20 protein-coding genes are annotated in these 17,228 nt (G+C 59.5%); 11 read left to right on the top strand and 9 right to left on the bottom strand.

Translation table 11 applies throughout. The features are described 5' to 3' along the window. Nucleotide 1 precedes the first annotated feature (1 nt). The gene (gene nhaR, locus BUB69_RS01710; protein WP_073161990.1) at nucleotides 2-904 is read left to right on the top strand and encodes a transcriptional activator NhaR; all 903 of its coding nucleotides are present in this window, start codon (nucleotides 2-4) and stop codon (nucleotides 902-904) included. Here nhaR and BUB69_RS01705 read toward each other — a convergent pair. Together BUB69_RS01705 and BUB69_RS01700 are read right to left on the bottom strand one after the other, a co-directional pair. After that, nucleotides 901-2,055 carry an MFS transporter gene (locus tag BUB69_RS01705; protein ID WP_073161989.1) on the bottom strand — a complete coding sequence of 385 codons (1,155 nt, stop codon included), beginning with the start codon at nucleotides 2,053-2,055 and terminating at the stop codon, nucleotides 901-903. The genes nhaR and BUB69_RS01705 overlap by 4 nt on opposite strands. 153 nt (nucleotides 2,056-2,208) lie before the next feature. Continuing rightward, nucleotides 2,209-2,718, bottom strand: coding sequence for a DUF1993 domain-containing protein (locus tag BUB69_RS01700; protein WP_073161988.1), 510 nt, complete (start codon nucleotides 2,716-2,718; stop codon nucleotides 2,209-2,211). A gap of 144 nt (nucleotides 2,719-2,862) precedes the next feature. Between BUB69_RS01700 and BUB69_RS01695 the strand changes: the two genes are divergently transcribed. Further along, a complete protein-coding gene (locus tag BUB69_RS01695; protein WP_073161987.1) occupies nucleotides 2,863-3,531 on the top strand; it encodes a YceH family protein in 669 nt (222 codons plus the stop codon). Between the two features lie 13 nt (nucleotides 3,532-3,544). Here the strand turns inward: BUB69_RS01695 and BUB69_RS01690 are convergent, their stop codons facing one another. After that, on the bottom strand, nucleotides 3,545-4,357 hold the full coding sequence (locus tag BUB69_RS01690; RefSeq protein WP_073161986.1) for a shikimate 5-dehydrogenase: 813 nt from the start codon (nucleotides 4,355-4,357) through the stop codon (nucleotides 3,545-3,547). Nucleotides 4,358-4,580: 223 nt separating this feature from the next. Between BUB69_RS01690 and BUB69_RS01685 the strand changes: the two genes are divergently transcribed. Together BUB69_RS01685 and BUB69_RS01680 are read left to right on the top strand one after the other, a co-directional pair. Continuing rightward, nucleotides 4,581-4,952: a hypothetical protein gene (locus BUB69_RS01685; RefSeq protein WP_024689360.1), complete on the top strand. Its 372-nt coding sequence runs from the start codon at nucleotides 4,581-4,583 to the stop codon at nucleotides 4,950-4,952. Nucleotides 4,953-5,123: 171 nt separating this feature from the next. Further along, the gene (locus BUB69_RS01680; RefSeq protein WP_073161985.1) at nucleotides 5,124-5,306 is read left to right on the top strand and encodes a hypothetical protein; all 183 of its coding nucleotides are present in this window, start codon (nucleotides 5,124-5,126) and stop codon (nucleotides 5,304-5,306) included. Between the two features lie 146 nt (nucleotides 5,307-5,452). Here the strand turns inward: BUB69_RS01680 and BUB69_RS01675 are convergent, their stop codons facing one another. After that, complete coding sequence (locus BUB69_RS01675; protein WP_073161984.1) at nucleotides 5,453-6,013, bottom strand: DUF5336 domain-containing protein; 561 nt, start codon at nucleotides 6,011-6,013, stop codon at nucleotides 5,453-5,455. A gap of 252 nt (nucleotides 6,014-6,265) precedes the next feature. Here BUB69_RS01675 and pbpG point away from each other — a divergent pair, with 252 nt between their 5' ends. Next, nucleotides 6,266-7,207, top strand: a complete 942-nt coding sequence (gene pbpG / locus BUB69_RS01670) for a D-alanyl-D-alanine endopeptidase (RefSeq protein ID WP_024689363.1) — start codon at nucleotides 6,266-6,268, stop codon at nucleotides 7,205-7,207. A gap of 67 nt (nucleotides 7,208-7,274) precedes the next feature. Here the strand turns inward: pbpG and BUB69_RS01665 are convergent, their stop codons facing one another. From BUB69_RS01665 to BUB69_RS01655, 3 genes are all read right to left on the bottom strand, one after another. Further along, entirely contained in the window at nucleotides 7,275-8,705 is a 1,431-nt protein-coding gene (locus BUB69_RS01665) for an NAD-dependent succinate-semialdehyde dehydrogenase (protein WP_073161983.1), read from the bottom strand. A 245-nt stretch (nucleotides 8,706-8,950) separates the two neighbouring features. Beyond that, entirely contained in the window at nucleotides 8,951-9,817 is an 867-nt protein-coding gene (locus BUB69_RS01660) for an SDR family oxidoreductase (protein WP_073161982.1), read from the bottom strand. A gap of 73 nt (nucleotides 9,818-9,890) precedes the next feature. Then, the gene (locus tag BUB69_RS01655) at nucleotides 9,891-11,030 is read right to left on the bottom strand and encodes a glutathione-independent formaldehyde dehydrogenase (protein WP_073161981.1); all 1,140 of its coding nucleotides are present in this window, start codon (nucleotides 11,028-11,030) and stop codon (nucleotides 9,891-9,893) included. A 237-nt stretch (nucleotides 11,031-11,267) separates the two neighbouring features. On the opposite strand from BUB69_RS01655, the gene BUB69_RS01650 reads away from it, so the two are divergent. From BUB69_RS01650 to BUB69_RS01625, 6 genes are all read left to right on the top strand, one after another. After that, nucleotides 11,268-11,858: an amino acid synthesis family protein gene (locus BUB69_RS01650; RefSeq protein WP_024689367.1), complete on the top strand. Its 591-nt coding sequence runs from the start codon at nucleotides 11,268-11,270 to the stop codon at nucleotides 11,856-11,858. Between the two features lie 33 nt (nucleotides 11,859-11,891). Further along, nucleotides 11,892-12,725: an alpha/beta fold hydrolase gene (locus BUB69_RS01645; protein WP_073161980.1), complete on the top strand. Its 834-nt coding sequence runs from the start codon at nucleotides 11,892-11,894 to the stop codon at nucleotides 12,723-12,725. After that, complete coding sequence (locus tag BUB69_RS01640) at nucleotides 12,722-14,203, top strand: aldehyde dehydrogenase (protein WP_073161979.1); 1,482 nt, start codon at nucleotides 12,722-12,724, stop codon at nucleotides 14,201-14,203. Before BUB69_RS01645 ends, BUB69_RS01640 begins: the two co-directional genes overlap by 4 nt. Before the next feature lie 13 nt (nucleotides 14,204-14,216). Next, nucleotides 14,217-14,702, top strand: coding sequence for a flavin reductase family protein (locus tag BUB69_RS01635; protein ID WP_073161978.1), 486 nt, complete (start codon nucleotides 14,217-14,219; stop codon nucleotides 14,700-14,702). 174 nt (nucleotides 14,703-14,876) lie between these two features. After that, nucleotides 14,877-15,629, top strand: a complete 753-nt coding sequence (locus BUB69_RS01630) for a GntR family transcriptional regulator (protein ID WP_073161977.1) — start codon at nucleotides 14,877-14,879, stop codon at nucleotides 15,627-15,629. Between the two features lies 1 nt (nucleotide 15,630). After that, nucleotides 15,631-16,194 (top strand): NUDIX hydrolase, encoded by a 564-nt coding sequence (locus BUB69_RS01625; protein ID WP_073161976.1) that lies wholly within the window; start codon nucleotides 15,631-15,633, stop codon nucleotides 16,192-16,194. 215 nt (nucleotides 16,195-16,409) lie between these two features. On the opposite strand, the gene BUB69_RS01620 is transcribed toward BUB69_RS01625, so the two are convergent. Both BUB69_RS01620 and BUB69_RS28140 read right to left on the bottom strand, forming a co-directional pair. Further along, entirely contained in the window at nucleotides 16,410-16,913 is a 504-nt protein-coding gene (locus tag BUB69_RS01620; protein ID WP_073161975.1) for a GNAT family N-acetyltransferase, read from the bottom strand. A gap of 85 nt (nucleotides 16,914-16,998) precedes the next feature. After that, nucleotides 16,999-17,228: DUF1330 domain-containing protein (locus tag BUB69_RS28140; RefSeq protein ID WP_141121814.1), on the bottom strand; the 230-nt coding region annotated here is incomplete at its 5' end.

The following is a 17,228-nucleotide window of genomic DNA, read 5'->3' as shown; positions in this document are numbered from 1 at the left end:
CATGCTCAATTACCGTCAACTGCACTACTTCTGGATCGTGGCCAAGACCGGCAGCATCGTGCGGGCATGCGAGCAGTTGAACCTCACGCCACAGACCGTCAGCGGTCAGATAAGCCTGCTGGAAACAGCGTTGGGCGTGGATCTTTTCCAGCGCGTGGGTCGCCAGCTGGAAATGACCGAGGCCGGCCGTATGGCGCTGCCCTATGCCGAGCAGATGTTTCAGTTGGGCAACGAACTTGAGACCCTGCTGAGCTCACACCCTGACGAACAACAACTGCTGTTTCGGATTGGCGTGGCAGATGTCGTGCCCAAATCCATCGTCTACCACCTGATTGCGCCGACGATGGATCTTGATGAATCGATCCGCATCACCTGCCGTGAGGACAAACTCGAACGGCTGCTGGCCGACCTGGCTATTCAACGTCTGGACATGGTGATTTCCGACAGCCCGATGCCGCCTCACCTGGACATCAAGGGCCATAGCCAGAAGCTGGGAGAATGCGGCGTAAGCTTTTTTGCGACCCGGGAAGTGGCTGAGCGTATCGGGAATGATTTCCCGCACTGCATGCATGGCGCACCGCTGTTGATACCCGGCCAGGAAACGGTCGTGCGGGGTCGGCTGATGCGGTGGTTCGCCGAGCTGAAACTCCAGCCGCGCATCGTCGGCGAATTCGATGACAGCGCGCTGATGAAGGCTTTCGGGAAATCAGGCAGCGGCGTGTTCGTGGCGCCCAGCGTGATCGCGGACGAGGTACAGAGTCAGTATGGCGTAGACGTCATCGGCCGGACCGATGCGGTGACAGAATCGTTCTACGCAATCACTGTAGAGCGCAAGGTCCGGCACCCCGCCGTGGTCGCCATCGCCGAGGGTGCGCGTAACCAGTTGTTCACCGACGGCGTTTAGGCGGGTATCGGTGCGGGCCTGCTCTTCATCAACAGCCCGGCCAGTACGATCGCCAGAAAAATGATCCCGGCTGCGGCAAAGCCAAGCTTGCCAAGCCCCAGGTGATCGATCACCCGCCCGCCAATGACTGCGCCGATGCCGATCCCCAGATTGGCACCAGCGATATTCAGTGATGCGGCGAACGCCGGTGCCTCAGGCGCAGCCTTGATCAGGCGTACATGGCTGACCAGAAACAACGCAGCCTGGGTCACGCCCCACACCGCCAGTGCAAGTGCCAGGGCGAAGTAGGAGTGTATGCTCGGCACCACCGCTACCATGCCCACCACCATGAATGCACAGAACACCAGACTGGCGATCAGTGGATGTCGGTCCACCATGCGCCCGCCCAGCGAGTTGCCGAGCAGCCCGACGGCACCAAAACCCATGAGGCACCAGCCGACCAGCGTGCCGTCGAAACCGGCCAGACGCTCCAGCATGTCTGCCAGGTAGGTATAGGCCGTGAACATGCCACTGAACACCAGTACCGACAGCAGCACGTGACCCTGCATCAATGGGCTGCGCAGGATGCCGAACTGACTGAGCATGGAAACCGGATCTTTTGTGATGATGGTTTTGGGCAGGTACACCGTCAGCAGCAGCGCCTTGGCAAAAGCCAGCACCGACAGGGCTGCAAATGCCGTCCGCCAGCCGAATGCATCGGAAATCAACGTACCAACCGGGATGCCGAACACGGTGGCGCACACAATTCCGAAACCGATTCGAGCAATCGCCCGCCCCGCGAACTTCGGACCGACAATGTCCACCGCCGTTTCGCTGGCCAACGCCCAGAATACCGGCAGCCCCAATGCCGGGATCAGCCGGGCAAGCCCCATGACCGCGATGTTTGGGGCCAGCGCTGCCAGCGCATTGGAGAGCCCGAACAGAATCAGAATGCCCACGAACAAACGCTTGCGATTGAAGCGCGAACAATACGCCGTCAGGAATGGGCCAAACGCAGCCACGGTGAACGCGAACAGGGTCACCAGCAAACCCGCCTGAGGCACGGTGACCTGCAGATCACGAGCCATGGCAGGCAAAAGGCCGACGATGACGAACTCTGTGGTCAGCACGGTAAACCCGGCGGCTGACAACAGCAGAATGGGCAATAACATCAACACTCCACAACAACGACACAGGCTCACCCAAGGGGTGCGCCTGCGATGAACGAGTAAACATCAGTATCGACTGTGACGCGAGTCTGGCGTCGTTGCCTGTGCTGGCAACGACACCTGACGAGAGGGCGTATCCGACTTAACGCGACAACCTTAGAACTTGCCCATGAAATCGCGCTTGCCGATCTCGACGCCATTGTGGCGCAGCAGGTCGTAAGCCGTGGTCACGTGGAAGAAGAACTGCGGCAAGGCGTAGCTCAGCAGATAAGCCTGGCCGTTCAAGCGGCGCTCTTTTTCGGTGCCTGGGCGCAGCACGATTTCGATACCTTCGTTGCCATCGACCTGCTCAGGCTTGATGCTGCCGATGAATTCAAGCGTCTTGGCCAACAGCGCCTGAAGCTCGGCAAAGCTGGTTTCCGTGTCTTCATAGACCGGAATCTCGACACCGGCCAGTCGCGCCGAAGCACCCTTGGCGAAATCCACAGCGATCTGTACCTGACGGGTGAATGGCAACATGTCCGGGAACAGACGCGCCTGAAGCAATGCCGGAGGCTGGATCTTCTTCTCGGTCGCGTGGGTTTCAGCCTTGGTCAGAACGTCGCTCAGCGCGTTGAGCATTTGCTGGAAGACAGGAATCGAAGCGGCGTACAGGGAGATAGACATGACATATCCTGAGTGAGAAAGGCGCAATTATAGACCTGCCGAACACGAAAGACCCCGAGTCTTTTGAAAGACCGTGCGTATGCGCTGGCAAAAAACTGCAACACCTCATAGGCTGATCCACCGCCATTACTCAGGGAAGCGTCCATGTCCACCGAACCCTCCTCGACCGAAGCGCCAGACACGGCAGAAACCTTGCAGCTCAGCAGTACCGAAGTGCGCATTCTGGGCTGTCTGATCGAAAAGCAGGCGACCAACCCCGAGACCTACCCGCTGACCCTCAACGCGCTGGTGCTGGCCTGCAACCAGAAAACCAGCCGTGACCCGGTCATGAACCTGACTCAGGGTCAGGTGGGCCAGAGCCTGCGAGCGCTGGAGGGCCGCGGGTTGACACGGCTGGTGATGGGCAGCCGCGCCGACCGCTGGGAACACAAGGTCGACAAGGCGCTGGAGCTTGTACCCGCCCAGGTCATCCTGACCGGCCTGCTGCTGTTGCGCGGCCCGCAGACGGTGAATGAGCTGATGACGCGCAGCAACCGGATGCACGACTTCGAAGATGCCGAGCAGGTTGTCCACCAACTGGAACGGCTGATCGCCAGAAACCTGGCCATGCTGGTGCCGCGTCAGGCGGGTCAGCGCGAGGACCGCTACATGCACACGCTGGGCGACCCTGACGACCTGCAAGCGCTACTCGCCCATCGCCAGACTGCGCCGGACCGCAGCGCCGCCGGCACAGCGTCGAACGAGCGCATTGACGAGCTTGAGGCACGTGTCGCCGCGCTCGAAGAGCGGCTGGCAAAGCTCGAACAGCAGTGACAGCGCAGGCGGCTCAGCCTCGGGCGAAGGCCGCCGCCTTCTGATATTGCTCATCGGTCGGGCGAACGCCGGTGTACAGCACGAACTGCTCAAGCGCCTGAATGGCCGCGACTTCATCACCGCTGATGACCTTTTTGCCCAGACGGCGGGCGGCCTGGATCAGCGGTGTTTCGGCAGGTGTGGCCACCACATCGAAAATCGTTTGGGCCGCTTCGATGGCCTGCTCGTCGAACGCCAGCTCATCAGCCTGTGCGCCGGTCATGCCCAACGGCGTAACGTTGACCAGCAACGCCGGACGCTCATTGCCCAGCTCGGCTTGCCAGCGAAAACCACAGGCTTCAGCCAGACGCTTTCCGGCCTGCTCATTACGGGCCACGATCAGACCGTCGGTGAACCCTGCGTCGCGCAGCGCGAAGGCCACGGCCTTGGCCATGCCACCGCTGCCACGCAAGGCAAACGCGGTGTGGGGGACGGCATGGCTTTGCATGAGCTGAGCGACCGCGATGTAATCGGTATTGAACGCCTTGAGATGCCCGTCGGTGTTGACGATGGTATTGATTGACTGAATGGCCGCCGCTGAAGCATCCAGTTCGTCGACCAGTGCGATGCAGTCTTCCTTGAAAGGCATCGACACCGCGCTGCCGCGAATGCCCAGCGCCCGGATACCCGCCACCGCAGCCGCGAGGTCATTGGGAGCGAAGGTCTTGTAGTAGTAATTGAGGCCCAACTGTTCATAAAGATGGTTATGGAAGCGTACGCCGAAGTTTCCTGGGCGTGCCGCCATGGACATGCACAGTAACGTGTCCCTGTTGGCAGTAATGGCCATCGTTTTCTCCCGAACGGTATTGGATTAAAGCGGTGTGCCAGGCGTACACTGCGCCTTGCCGGCCACGATATCGTTGCCTGGCACTCTGGATCGAAAGCACCTTACATAAAATTTACTCAACGATTTCGCAGTTTTTTACAAATTCGATGTCTTAGAGTTATCCCGTGGCAGTGCTTGAGAGTAATGCAGGCCCGCGACAACGGGTTGAAAGCGAGGAACACTCATGATTCGTCAAATCCCCAAGATTGCCTTGTTTATAGGTGCGTTGGCCTTGGCAGGCCAGGCGAACGCCGATCATCGTGGCTGGGGTGGCCCAGCCGTGGTAGGTGCTTTGGTAGGCGCGGCTGTGGTGGGAGCAGCGGTATCGTCCAGCCGTGACAGAACGGTCTATGTCGAGCGTCAGCCGGTTTACTATCAGCCACCGGTGCAGCAGGTTTACTACGCGCCGCCGCCTCCGCCGCCAGTGGTTTATTATCAGCAGCCCGCGTATGAGGTCGTAGAGCGCTATCCGGCTCCGCCACCACGTTACTATCGTCGTTATGACGGGCCGCCTCCAGGTTACTACCAGGGCTACGGCCCGCATGGTCGCTGGTAACAGCACAAAAACCCGCCTTTATCGGCGGGTTTTTCATTTCTTGTTCACACCCGGGCGTATTGCCGCAACGTGCCGGACCCTCGTTCCCGTCAATGACGACTATTGAGAGCGTCGATTTCTGCCCGCAGCGATCAACTCGTAAAGTAGCGCCATGGAAAGAAGGAGGTTGCTATGAACAACGTTCAAATCATGTCGGTGGTAGGCAGTGCAGTCCCGGCTCCGCTCAGAGAGCGCGGCCTGTTGGCGTGCTGGTACCTGATTCAGGACGGTGAACCGGTCAGCGGCCCCTTCGCATCACTGCCCGTGGCCCAGGCTTTTTCCGAGGAGCTGAAAAGTCGCGTCCTGGATAGCTGAGCCCTTTGATGAAAGAACTTCGTGCGTTGCTCCGCACTCTCCCTTGACCGCATCGTTTGATGCGGTTTTTTTATTTGGCAGGCCAGTACACAAGGGGCTGTGCGTGACGCGCTGCGCTGTGGAGTCAATCTACAGAGCAACCCCGATCACGTACGCTCGGCCATGGCCGCATTGACCTGGCAGCGGTGCGTCAGCTTCTGCAAACGCTTTTCCAGCGCCATGAACACCACGCGATCATTGCGACCGCTGTCCAGTTCGTCGATCAGGTCATTGGCCACCTGCCGCAATTCGTAGGCCAGTACCACGCGGTCATCGTTCAGGTCCTGCTTGTGGGATTCGAACAGGCGATGAAGGTAATCCTGCAACGTGAACTTCAGGCTGTGACGATCACTGGCGCGCAGGTGCGCGAGGTTAAGATTGATGCGCCCGTGCAATTCGCTCAGTTCACCGCACAAGTACTGCATGCGGCGGGCATAACCTGTCTCGCGATCACGCAGTTGCTTGCGAGCCAGCACCGCTTCCTGCCTGCGCTGGATGGCGGGCACAGCAATGGCGACCATCATGCCCACAATCAGCGCGATGGCCTGCATCCAGCCTGCCCAATCCGAAGGCCGCGAGAAAAAACCGGCCAGCACCAGCAACACGGCGACCAGTGAAGCCGCGATGACCAGAACGACGTAATCCTTGCCGATAAACCCCTTGAGCATTGCGTAACTCCTGAAATCCATACCTTTCTATGGCAGGGAATGCTAATCGGTGTGAGCGTTGTACACCACGACTATTCAGAGTGCCGTCGGTTTTATGCTGTTTTCCTACTTAACAGCAACTTAACAACATGCGATTTTCCGATTTTATTGACGAAACGCCCTACAACGCCCATCGACATACTGCAAAGCCTGCTCATAAAATGCCGGGTTTTCCCTTGTCCCTTTCGTTAACACACCTTTATCGAGTGAGCCTTGCTCTTGAAAATTCGTCTGTCTGTTCTGAGCCTATTATGTGTACTTACGGGTTCGGCATTTTCCACTTCCACCCTGGCAAACGAAACCGCCGCGCTGAATCGCGACCCTTCCAACCTGCACCTGGCCTCCGGCAGCGCCATGGTCATCGACCTGCAGACTGACAAAGTCCTGTATTCCAGCAACCCGGACGTGATCGTGCCGATTGCCTCGGTTACCAAATTGATGACAGCGATGGTGGTCCTGGACGCCAAGCAGTCGATGGATGAAGTCATCCCCGTCAACATCTCCCAGACGCCGGAGATGAAAGGCGTGTTCTCCCGCGTGAAGCTGGGCAGCGAGATGAATCGTCGGGACATGTTGCTGATTACCCTGATGTCGTCCGAAAACCGCGCGGCTGCGAGCCTTGCGCACAGTTATCCGGGCGGCTATCCGGCATTCATTCTGGCGATGAACGCCAAGGCCAAGGCGCTGGGCATGAAACACACAGCGTATGTCGAGCCGACCGGGCTGTCGGTCTACAACGTCTCGACAGCCCGCGACCTGACCAAGCTGGTCATGGCCGCCCGCAAGTACCCGATGCTGAGCGAATTGAGCACCACCGAAACGAAGACCGTCACCTTCCGCAAACCGACCTACAGCCTGGTGTTCAACAACACCGACCATCTGGTGCGTAAGGAAAACTGGGACATCAAGCTGACCAAGACAGGCTTCACCAATCAGGCCGGACACTGCCTGGTGCTGTTGACCACCATGGCCAACCGTCCGGTTTCGGTCGTGATCCTTGATGCCTTCGGCAAGTACACGCATTTTGCCGACGCCAGCCGCCTGCGCAAGTGGATGGAAACCGGTCAGAGTGGCCCGGCGCCGGAAGTCGCGTTGCAGTACAAGAAAGAGAAGAATCTGGTCATGAAGCAGACCGGTATTCAGGCTCGGGATTGATCAGCGCGAGATAAAAAACGGCCGCAATGTGCAGACATCGCGGCCGTTTTCATTTCTGTGCAAAGGCTCAGTTGTACTGAGTGACCAGCTTGGTATTCAGGTACGCCTCGATGGCCTCGGTGCCGCCTTCCGAGCCATAGCCGGAATCCTTGATCCCGCCGAACGGAATTTCCGGCAGACCGATGCCCTGATGGTTGATCGACAGCATCCCGGCTTCTATATAGGTGCTGAGCGCCTGAGCGGTCTTCATCGATGTCGTGAACGCATAGGACGCCAGACCGAATGGCACACGATTGGACTCGGCAATCGCCTCTTCCACTGTATCGAACGGCACCAGCAACGCGACCGGGCCGAACGGTTCTTCGTTCATGATGCGCATGGTGGGCTTCAAGCCACTCAGCACAGTCGGTTCAAAGAAGTAACCCGCCCCCTCGACAGCCTTGCCACCGGCCGACACAGTTGCGCCCGACTTCACGGCATCGTCGATCAGGTCGACCAGCGCCGGGATGCGACGATCGTTGGCAACCGGGCCCATGGTCGTGCCAGATTCCAGACCGTTACCGACCTTGATTTCACGCGTCAGGCCGACGAACTTCTCGGTGAACGCTTCCAGTACCTTGCGCTGCACCAGAATGCGCGTTGGCGAGACACAGACCTGACCGGCGTTACGGAACTTGGCGGTAGCCAGAACCCGCGCGGCAAGGTCGATATCAGCGTCATCAAACACCAGCGCAGGCGCGTGGCCGCCCAACTCCATGGTCGCGCGCTTCATGTGTTGACCCGCCAACGCCGCGAGCTGCTTGCCAACCGGCGTGGAGCCGGTGAACGTCACTTTGCGGATCACTGGATGAGGAATCAGGTAGCCGGAGATTTCTGCAGGATCGCCATACACCAGACCGATCACACCGGCTGGAACACCCGCGTCAGCGAAGGCACGGATCAGCTCAGCGGGCGAGCCCGGGGTTTCTTCCGGCGCCTTGACGATGATCGAGCAACCGGCAGCCAGCGCCGACGACAGCTTGCGCACCACCTGGTTGATGGGGAAGTTCCACGGTGTAAAGGCGGCGACCGGACCGACCGGCTCCTTGACCACTTTCTGCTCGATGTTCACACCACGCGACGGCACGATGCGGCCGTAGCTGCGACGACCTTCCTCGGCCAGCCAGTCAATGATGTCAGCCGCGGACATCGCCTCCATGCGCGCTTCGGCCAAGGGCTTGCCTTGCTCCTGGGTCATGATGCGGGCAATGCCATCGGCACGCTCACGCAACAGATTCGCCGCTTTCTGCATGATTTTGTAACGGTCGTAGGCCGAGGTAGTGCGCCAGGCGGCAAAGCCCTTCTCGGCGGCGGCCAGCGCCTCATCCAGGTCAGCGATGCCTGCGTGAGCCACAGTACCGATTGAATCACCGGTCGCCGGATTGATGACCGGAATCGTGCGGCCATCGCGGCTTGCGCGCCATTGGCCGTCTACATAAAGCTGTACATCAGGGTACATGGCAACTCTCCATAGGTCGTTGCGCGGGAGCGTGGGACACCCGCTCTGAAAAACCGAAACAAATTTAGGGGCGTATACCCCTAATGGTCAAGTGACTTCGCGAAGCCACCATCAGTTGCATTCGTTCCCAGCCTGCCCGACCTGATGGCAATAAAGTGTGAAAAATTGAAAAACTTCATAATAAAAGCCCGCGATTCAGGCGGCGTCGGTCTCGACACCTCCCTTCGCGGGCAGTCGTGTGGGCGTTACAGAATCGGCTTGCCGCCTGTCACCCCATAGCGTGTTCCCGAGATATAGCTCGCTTCATCCGATGCCAGCAACACATAGATCGGCGAGACTTCCACGGGCTGGCCGGGACGGCCGAGGGGCGTCTGGCTCCCGAAGTTCGCGGCCTCTTCTTCCGGCATGGTCGAGACGATCAACGGCGTCCAGATCGGTCCCGGCGCTACGCTGTTTACCCGGATGCCCTTCTCGCCCAGCATTTGCGCCAGACCGGCAGTGAAGTTGGCAATCGCGCCTTTGGTCGTGGCATAAGGCAACAGCGTCGCCTTGGGCATGTCCGAGTTCACCGAACTGGTGTTGATGATCGAGCCGCCGCGTCCCATATGAGGCACCGCAGCCTTGCAGATACGAAACATCGCCGTGATGTTGACATCGAAGGTCATCAGCCATTCTTCGTCGCTGATTTCTTCCAGCGTTTCATGACTCATCTGGAAGGCCGCATTGTTGACCAGCACGTCGATACGGCCGAACTCAGCAACCGTCTTGCTGACGATATCCTCGCATTGCTGCTTCTGCGCCAGATCACCGGGCAGCAGCAGGCATTTCCTGCCAGCCTCTTCTACCCAGCGCGCGGTTTCTTTGGCATCTTCGTGTTCGTTCAGATAGGAAATCGCTACCTGGGCGCCCTCTCGGGCAAAGGCAATGGCGACGGCCCGGCCGATCCCGCTATCGCCCCCGGTGATCAATGCGATCTTGTCATTCAGGCGGCCGGATCCGGTGTAGCTTTTTTCGCCGCAATCCGGATAGGGGTCCATCTTGCCCTGTAGGCCAGGTACGTCCTGAGGCTGCCTGGGAAAGGGTGGCTTTGGGTAGCTTTCGAAATCTTTCATGTATGAATCTCCTGGAAGAAGATGACGCCTCGCGTCGCCGGACGACGTGAGGCGAATAACGGGGTCGCGACGATCAGGCAGCGGGCTTGAGCACGACTTTGGTCCAGCCGTTATCGCGATCATCGAAATGCTTGTAAGCGTCCGGACCTTCGCTCAGTTTCAGGCGATGGGAAATGATCTGCGACGGCGTGGCTCGGCCGTGATGGATCAGCTCGGCCAGGCGGCGGTTGTACGCCTTGACGTTGGCCTGGCCCGTGCGGATCTGCTGACCCTTGAACCAGAATGAGCCGAAGTCAAAGGCCATCTTGCCCTCCTTCGCCAGCTCGTTATGTGCGCCTGGATCCTGTGGCACGAACACGCCAACGACACCGATTCCACCCGCAGGCTTCGTCGAAGCCACCAGATTATTCATGGTCAGGTGATTGGCTTCGCGGCCGTGACGATCGCAGCATTGATAGCCCACACACTCGCAGCCGCGATCTGTGCCTTTGCCATGAGTCAGATTGAGGATCTGCTCGACGGCCTCCTGCTCGGCCGAATTGATCGGCGTAGCGCCCATTTTCGCGGCCAGTGCCAGGCGATCCGGGTGACTGTCGACCACGAACACTTGCGACGCGCCCTTGATCATGGCCGAGTGGGCAGCCATCAATCCCACAGGACCTGCGCCGTAGATCGCGACACTTTCACCGGGCAGCAGCCCTGCCAGCTCGGTGGCGTGCCAACCCGTGGGAAAAATGTCGGACAGCATGACGTAATCGTCTTCTTTCTCGACGGCATCTTCCGGCAGCAGCAGGCAGTTGAAGTCGGCATAAGGCACGCGCAGCAGTTCAGCCTGTCCGCCCTCGTAAGTGCCCATGTCGGCAAACCCGTAGGCGCCCCCTGCGCTGCCCGGATTGACCGTCAGGCAATAGCCGGTCAGCCCTTTCTCGCAGTTCTCGCAAAACCCGCAGCCGATGTTGAACGGCAGGCAGACCCGGTCGCCGACCTTGATGCGGTCGACGCCCGAGCCGACGGCGACGACCTCGCCCATATTCTCATGGCCGAATATGCGCCCGGTTTCAAACGAGGTGCGGCCCTCATACATGTGCAGATCGGAACCGCAGATATTGGTAGTCGTCACTCTGACAAGAGCATCGGTCGGCTTCTCGATCCTGGCGTCCGGTACGTTCTTGACGCTGACGTCGCGCGGGCCGTTGTAGACGATGGCTTTCATTCATGGCTCTCCTGAAGTGAAAAAACGTTGAGCGCTTCATGGCTCACCGAATATCTGTCACACCCAGAGCCCACGTGTTCAAAGCGATGGTCCCGACACCTGACGAGTGGTCAGACATGGCACTTACCCATCATCCATTGGCGCGACGTGCATTCACATGAAGAAAAACGCTTGCACGAGCAATCTTATGGTATACCATCATACGAAATACAATAGTGCTCGTTCCGGGAGTCCTTCATGAGCTTTGAAATCCGCAAGATCGTCAATTACACCGAAGAAACCTTCATCGAAGGCGGCAAGGCAACCGACACGCCGGTGACCATGGTCGGACTGGCGGTCGTGATCAAGAACCCTTGGTTGGGCAATGGTTTCGTCGAAGACTTGAAGCCACAAATCCGCGCCAATTGCTCTGATCTGGGCGAGCTGATGGTCAAACGCCTGACCGATGCCATAGGTGGTGCCGACAAGATCCAGGCTTACGGCAAAGCTGCTGTCGTCGGTGCAGACGGCGAGATCGAGCATGCGTCGGCGGTGATTCACACTTTGCGCTTTGGCAATCACTACCGTGAGGCGGTCAACGCCAAGAGCTACCTGAGCTTCACCAACAAGCGCGGCGGACCGGGCACCTCGATTCAGATTCCGATGATGCACAAGGACGATGAAGGCCTGCGTTCGCACTACATCACCCTTGAAATGCACATCGAAGACTCACCACGTGCCGACGAAATCGTCGTGGTGCTGGGTGCCGCCAACGGTGGACGCCTGCACCCGCGCATCGGCAACCGCTACATCGACCTGGAAGAACTGGCCGCTGAAAAGGCGCAGTAATCCCCTTCATCCATGTCCGCGCAGGAGCGATCCATGAGTCAGCTCACCGCTGAATGCACCCCGGCGGGTACCAGTTATCTGGCCACCGGCCAAGGCCACCCCGTGGTGTTGATTCACGGGGTGGGCCTGAACAAGGAAATGTGGGGCGGCCAGATTGTCGGCCTGGCCCCGCATTACCGTGTCATTGCTTACGACATGCTCGGGCATGGCGCCAGTCCGCGCCCGGATCCGGATACCGGCCTGCCTGGTTATGCCGAACAACTGCGCGAATTGCTGGAGCATCTGGGCCTGCCGCAGGCCACGATCATCGGCTTCTCGATGGGCGGTCTGGTGGCTCGTGCCTTCGCACTGCATTTTCCAGAGCACCTGTCGGGCATGATCATCCTCAACAGCGTGTTCAATCGCAGTCCTGAACAGCGTGCTGGTGTCATAGCGCGCACCAGTCAGGCCGCCGAGCATGGCCCGGATGCCAATGCGGGTGAAGCGTTATCACGCTGGTTCAGTCGCGAGTATCAAGCGGCCAATCCGGCGCAGATCGCGGCCATTCGCCAGAACCTGGCAAGCAACGATCCGCAGGGCTACCTGACCACTTACAAGCTCTTCGCCACACAGGATATGTACCGCGCCGACGATCTGGGCGATATTCGCGCACCGACACTGATTGCCACCGGCGAGCTGGACCCGGGCTCAACGCCTGAAATGGCACGGGAACTGGCGATGCGGATCAAAGGCGCGGAAGTCGCGATACTGCCGGACCAACGTCACATGATGCCGGTGGAGTCGCCGCGCCTGGTCAATCAGGTGTTGCTGGACTTTCTCGACAAGTCGGCGCGTGTTCACAACTCGATAAAGGGGATCGTTGCATGAGCCTCACCCGTTTTCAGATGTGCATCGACGGCCTCTGGGTCGATGCACTTTCAGGCAAGACCTTCGACAGTCTTAACCCGGCGCTTGCCCAACCCTGGGCGCAACTGCCCGACGCTGACGAAGCGGACGTGGAGCGCGCCGTGCAAGCCGCTCAAAAAGCCTTCGAAAGCCCGGCCTGGAGAGGATTGACGGCCACGGCGCGCGGGAAGTTGCTGCGCAGGCTGGGCGATCTGATCGCCGAAAACAAGGAGCAACTGGCGCAGCTGGAAAGCCGTGACAACGGCAAGCTGATTCGCGAAACACGCGGTCAGGTCAGCTACCTGCCGGAGTTTTTCCATTACACCGCAGGGCTGGCTGACAAGCTCGAAGGCGGCACCCTGCCCCTCGACAAGCCAGACCTGTTCGCCTACACCGTGCACGAGGCGATGGGCGTAGTCGCGGGGATCATTCCCTGGAACAGTCCGCTCTACCTGACCGCCATCAAGCTGGCTCCGGCGCTGGCAGCGGGCAACACCATTGTACTCAAGCCGTCCGAACATGCTTCGGCCACGGTGCTTGAGCTGGCACGTCTGGCACTGGAAGCAGGCATTCCACCGGGCGTGGTCAACGTGATTACCGGCTACGGCCCCACCACGGGTGCGGCGCTGACCCGCCATCCGCTGGTGCGCAAGATCGCCTTCACCGGCGGTGCTGCCACTGCACGCCACGTCGTGCGCAGCAGCGCCGAAAACTTCGCCAAACTCTCGCTGGAGCTGGGCGGCAAATCGCCCAACATCATCTTTGCCGACGCCGACCTGGACAGCGCGATCAATGGCGCCGTCGCAGGCATTTATGCAGCGTCGGGGCAAAGCTGTGTGTCCGGCTCACGGCTGCTGGTGCAGGACGAGATCTACGATGAATTTGTCGAGCGACTGGTCGAGCGGGCCAGCCGTATTCGCATCGGTAATCCCCAGGACGAAACCACTGAAATGGGCCCGATGGCCACGGCGCAACAGCTCGCGGTGGTTGAAGGGCTGGTCGCCGACGCGCTGGCTGAAGGCGCTCGTTTGCGCCTGGGTGGCAAGCGACCGGAACGGGCCGGCGAAGGCTGGTTCTTCGAGCCAACCCTGTTCGAATGCGACCGCAATTCGATGAAAATCATGCAGGAAGAAGTGTTCGGCCCTGTGGCGTCAGTGATTCGCTTCAAGGACGAGGCCGAAGCGCTGGCGATTGCCAACGATTCACAGTTTGGTCTGGCCGCTGGCATCTGGACCCGCGACCTGGGCCGGGCCCATCGCCTGGCGCGGGATATCCGTTCGGGTATCATCTGGGTCAACACGTATCGAGCCGTATCGGCCATGGCGCCTATCGGTGGCTTCAAAAACAGCGGCTATGGCCGCGAGAGCGGGATAGACTCCGTACTGGCCTACACCGAACTGAAAACGGTGTGGATCAACCTTTCGCAGGCCCCCATGCCTGATCCATTTGTCATGCGTTAACGAGGCCGCTGCGATGATCGAACCCGGTATTTATAAAGAAGTCATGGCGTCGTTCCCTTCAGGCGTCACCATCGTCACCGCGCTGGACCCGGAGGGCAATCTGGTGGGCATTACCGCCAGCGCATTCAGCGCATTGTCCATTGATCCGGCGCTGGTGCTGTTCTGCCCCAACTATGCCTCGGATACCTATCCGGTGCTGCGCGACGGCAAGAAATTCGCCATTCACCTGCTCTCGGCCGATCAACAAACCGAGGCCTATGCGTTCGCCAGCAAAGGCAAGGAAAAGACCAAGGGCATCGAATGGCACCTGAGCGAGCTGGGCAACCCGCTGCTCAACAACGCCACGGCGATCATCGAATGTGAGCTGTGGCGCGAATACGACGGCGGCGACCACGCCATTATCGTAGGTGCGGTGAAAAACCTGATCCTGCCGGCAACGCCTGTGACGCCGATGCTCTATCACAGAGGCAAGATGGGTGCCCTGCCTGCACTGGTCTGACGCTGTCAGGCCGGTTTTGGTGGATGCGGGCAACAGCGTGATAAACTCGGCCGCGATCCGGTTTACACCTCCGGACCATGCAGCAGCCCGCTCGAACCGCGGGCTGCCGACATGAACGCGGCCATGATGCACCGGTCGTGTTTTTATCTGACAGCCTTACTCTGAGCACACCCGATGAAACGCCTGCCACTCGACGATAACTTCAAGGTCAACCGCAACCCCGTTACCCTGCGGGAGATCGTGCTGGACAAACTGCGCAGTGCGATCATGAACTTCCAGCTGCTGCCGGGAGATCGTCTGGTCGAGCGGGACCTGTGTGATCGCCTGGGTGTGAGCCGAACGTCGGTGCGTGAAGCATTGCGTCACCTGGAATCCGAAGGCCTGGTGGAATTCGCCGACGCCAAAGGCCCGCGAGTGGCCATCATCACGCTGGAAGACGCCTGCGACATCTACGAGCTGCGCTGCGTACTCGAAGGTCTGATCGTTCAGTTGTTCACCCTGCGCGCCAAACCCAAAGACATCAAAGCGCTGGAAAAAGCACTGCAGGTGAACAGTCAATCGCTCAAGGAAGGCGAGCTGCAACAGGTCATCGATTCGGTGCAGGGTTTCTACGACGTGCTGCTGGAAGGCTCGGGCAACCATGTCGCTGCCACTCAGCTTCGTCAGTTGCAGGCACGCATCAGCTACCTGCGTGCAACCTCGGTTTCGCAGGAAAACCGTCGCGGCGCCAGCAACAAGGAAATGGAACTGATCGTCGAAGCCATCAAGAGCGGCGATCCGCTGGCTGCGCATCAGGCATCGGTCGATCACGTACGTAATGCCGCCCGCGTGGCGCTTGAATACCTCAAATCCAAACAGGATGACGACGCCGGGGTCCGCGAGATCGTGGCGCCCGTTGCCCTGAAAGAACCCCGCATAGGTCGATGAAATGGCCCTGCCGCGCTTCTGTCCCCAATGCGGCAGTGCTGATCTCGATCAGCGCATCCCTGTCGGCGACACCCACGCGCGGCTGATGTGTGGCAGTTGCCAGTACATCCATTACGTCAATCCAAAAATCATCGCCGGCTGCATCATCGAGCAGGAAGGCAAGTACCTGCTGTGCCAGCGCGCCATCCCGCCCCGTCCCGGCACCTGGACCTTGCCCGCCGGCTTCATGGAAAGCGGCGAGACCACCGAACAGGCGGCGCTGCGCGAAGTGTGGGAAGAAAGTGGCGTACGCGCCGAAATCCTCTCGCCCTACTCCATCTTCAGCGTGCCGCAGATCAGCGAGGTCTATATCGTCTTCCGCGCCATTGCGCTGGAGATTACCGGCCAGTTCGGCCCGGAGACCCTGGAATATAAATTCTTCGCCCCTGAAGACATTCCCTGGGACCGCATCTATTACCCCGCCATCCGTCAGATCCTGGAACGCTATATCGAAGAGCGTCAGGCCGGGGTGTATGGCATCTACATCGGTAACGACGACACCGGGAAGGTGCATTTCATTCGGTAGGCGTGACGGCTGGGACGTGAGCCTACCCGAACAGGTCAGACACATCAGGCGTGAACTGATCGCAGACTGCGCAGGATTTCCCGGCTAACCCTATGCCGTGCGAGGCGGCTTGGCGGCGATGGCGTCAGTTCAGTCGCTGACAGATTGCCCGGAAGATCGAATCGCCGGCAAGCCGCCTCCCACGAGATGTATTCGGTCACTAACCTTCGCGTACATCATCGCAACCGCGACATTGTCAGTGCATCGACCATCATGCCGTCACGTATCGCGTATTGACGCAGCCGACCCTCAGTTTCGAAACCGAACTTTTGATACAGACCAATGGCAGCCTCGTTGTCGGCATAAACCGTCAGCTCGACTCGACGCAGATTCATCCAGTTGTCGGCGACATCAAGCACAGCGGCCAGCATCTTCGACCCTACCCCCTTGCGATGCCAGGCAGGCGTTACGACCATGCCGATGCCACCAACGTGGGTCTGGCGAATACGTGAGGACTGCTCCAGGCCGATATGGCCGATCACCTCGCTGCCATGCACCGCAACCAGCTTGAGCTGGCGCTCGTTGCTCGCCGACAGGCGTTTGCGCCAGACCTCAACCGACTGGTGCGGCATCTGCAACACCTGACGGCAAACAGCGGGGTCGTTATAAAGCGCAGCGAGGCTGTCGAGGTGCGTTTCGGCCAGACACTGGATGAGGATATTTGAAATGGGGGCATGCACTGTGTTTAGTCCGTTAATACAGGTGGCTGCGCAGTGTAAAGGCCATGATCTGCCTGTGACCAGTCCTGCCCTCCGTAGCGGCCCGCTACGCCATGCCTTCAACGATCACGATATAAGCCCTGGACGCGCCCTGACGATGGCGGATGGCGTCCTGATACTCAGGCGACCGATAGCAAGCAATCGCCTGTTCATCAGACTCGAACTCGATCACCTCCGTACGCTGCAGACCGCGCAGGAGTTCCCGGCTAACACGATCCCGTGGGAGGCGGCTTGCCGGCGATGGCGTCAGTTCAGTCGCTGACAGGTCGCCCGGAA

Source organism: Pseudomonas asturiensis (genome assembly GCF_900143095.1).
Classification (GTDB): Bacteria; Pseudomonadota; Gammaproteobacteria; order Pseudomonadales; family Pseudomonadaceae; genus Aquipseudomonas; species Aquipseudomonas asturiensis.
Note: the sequence above shows the minus strand (reverse complement) of the source record. Positions and strands in the feature narration are given on the sequence as shown.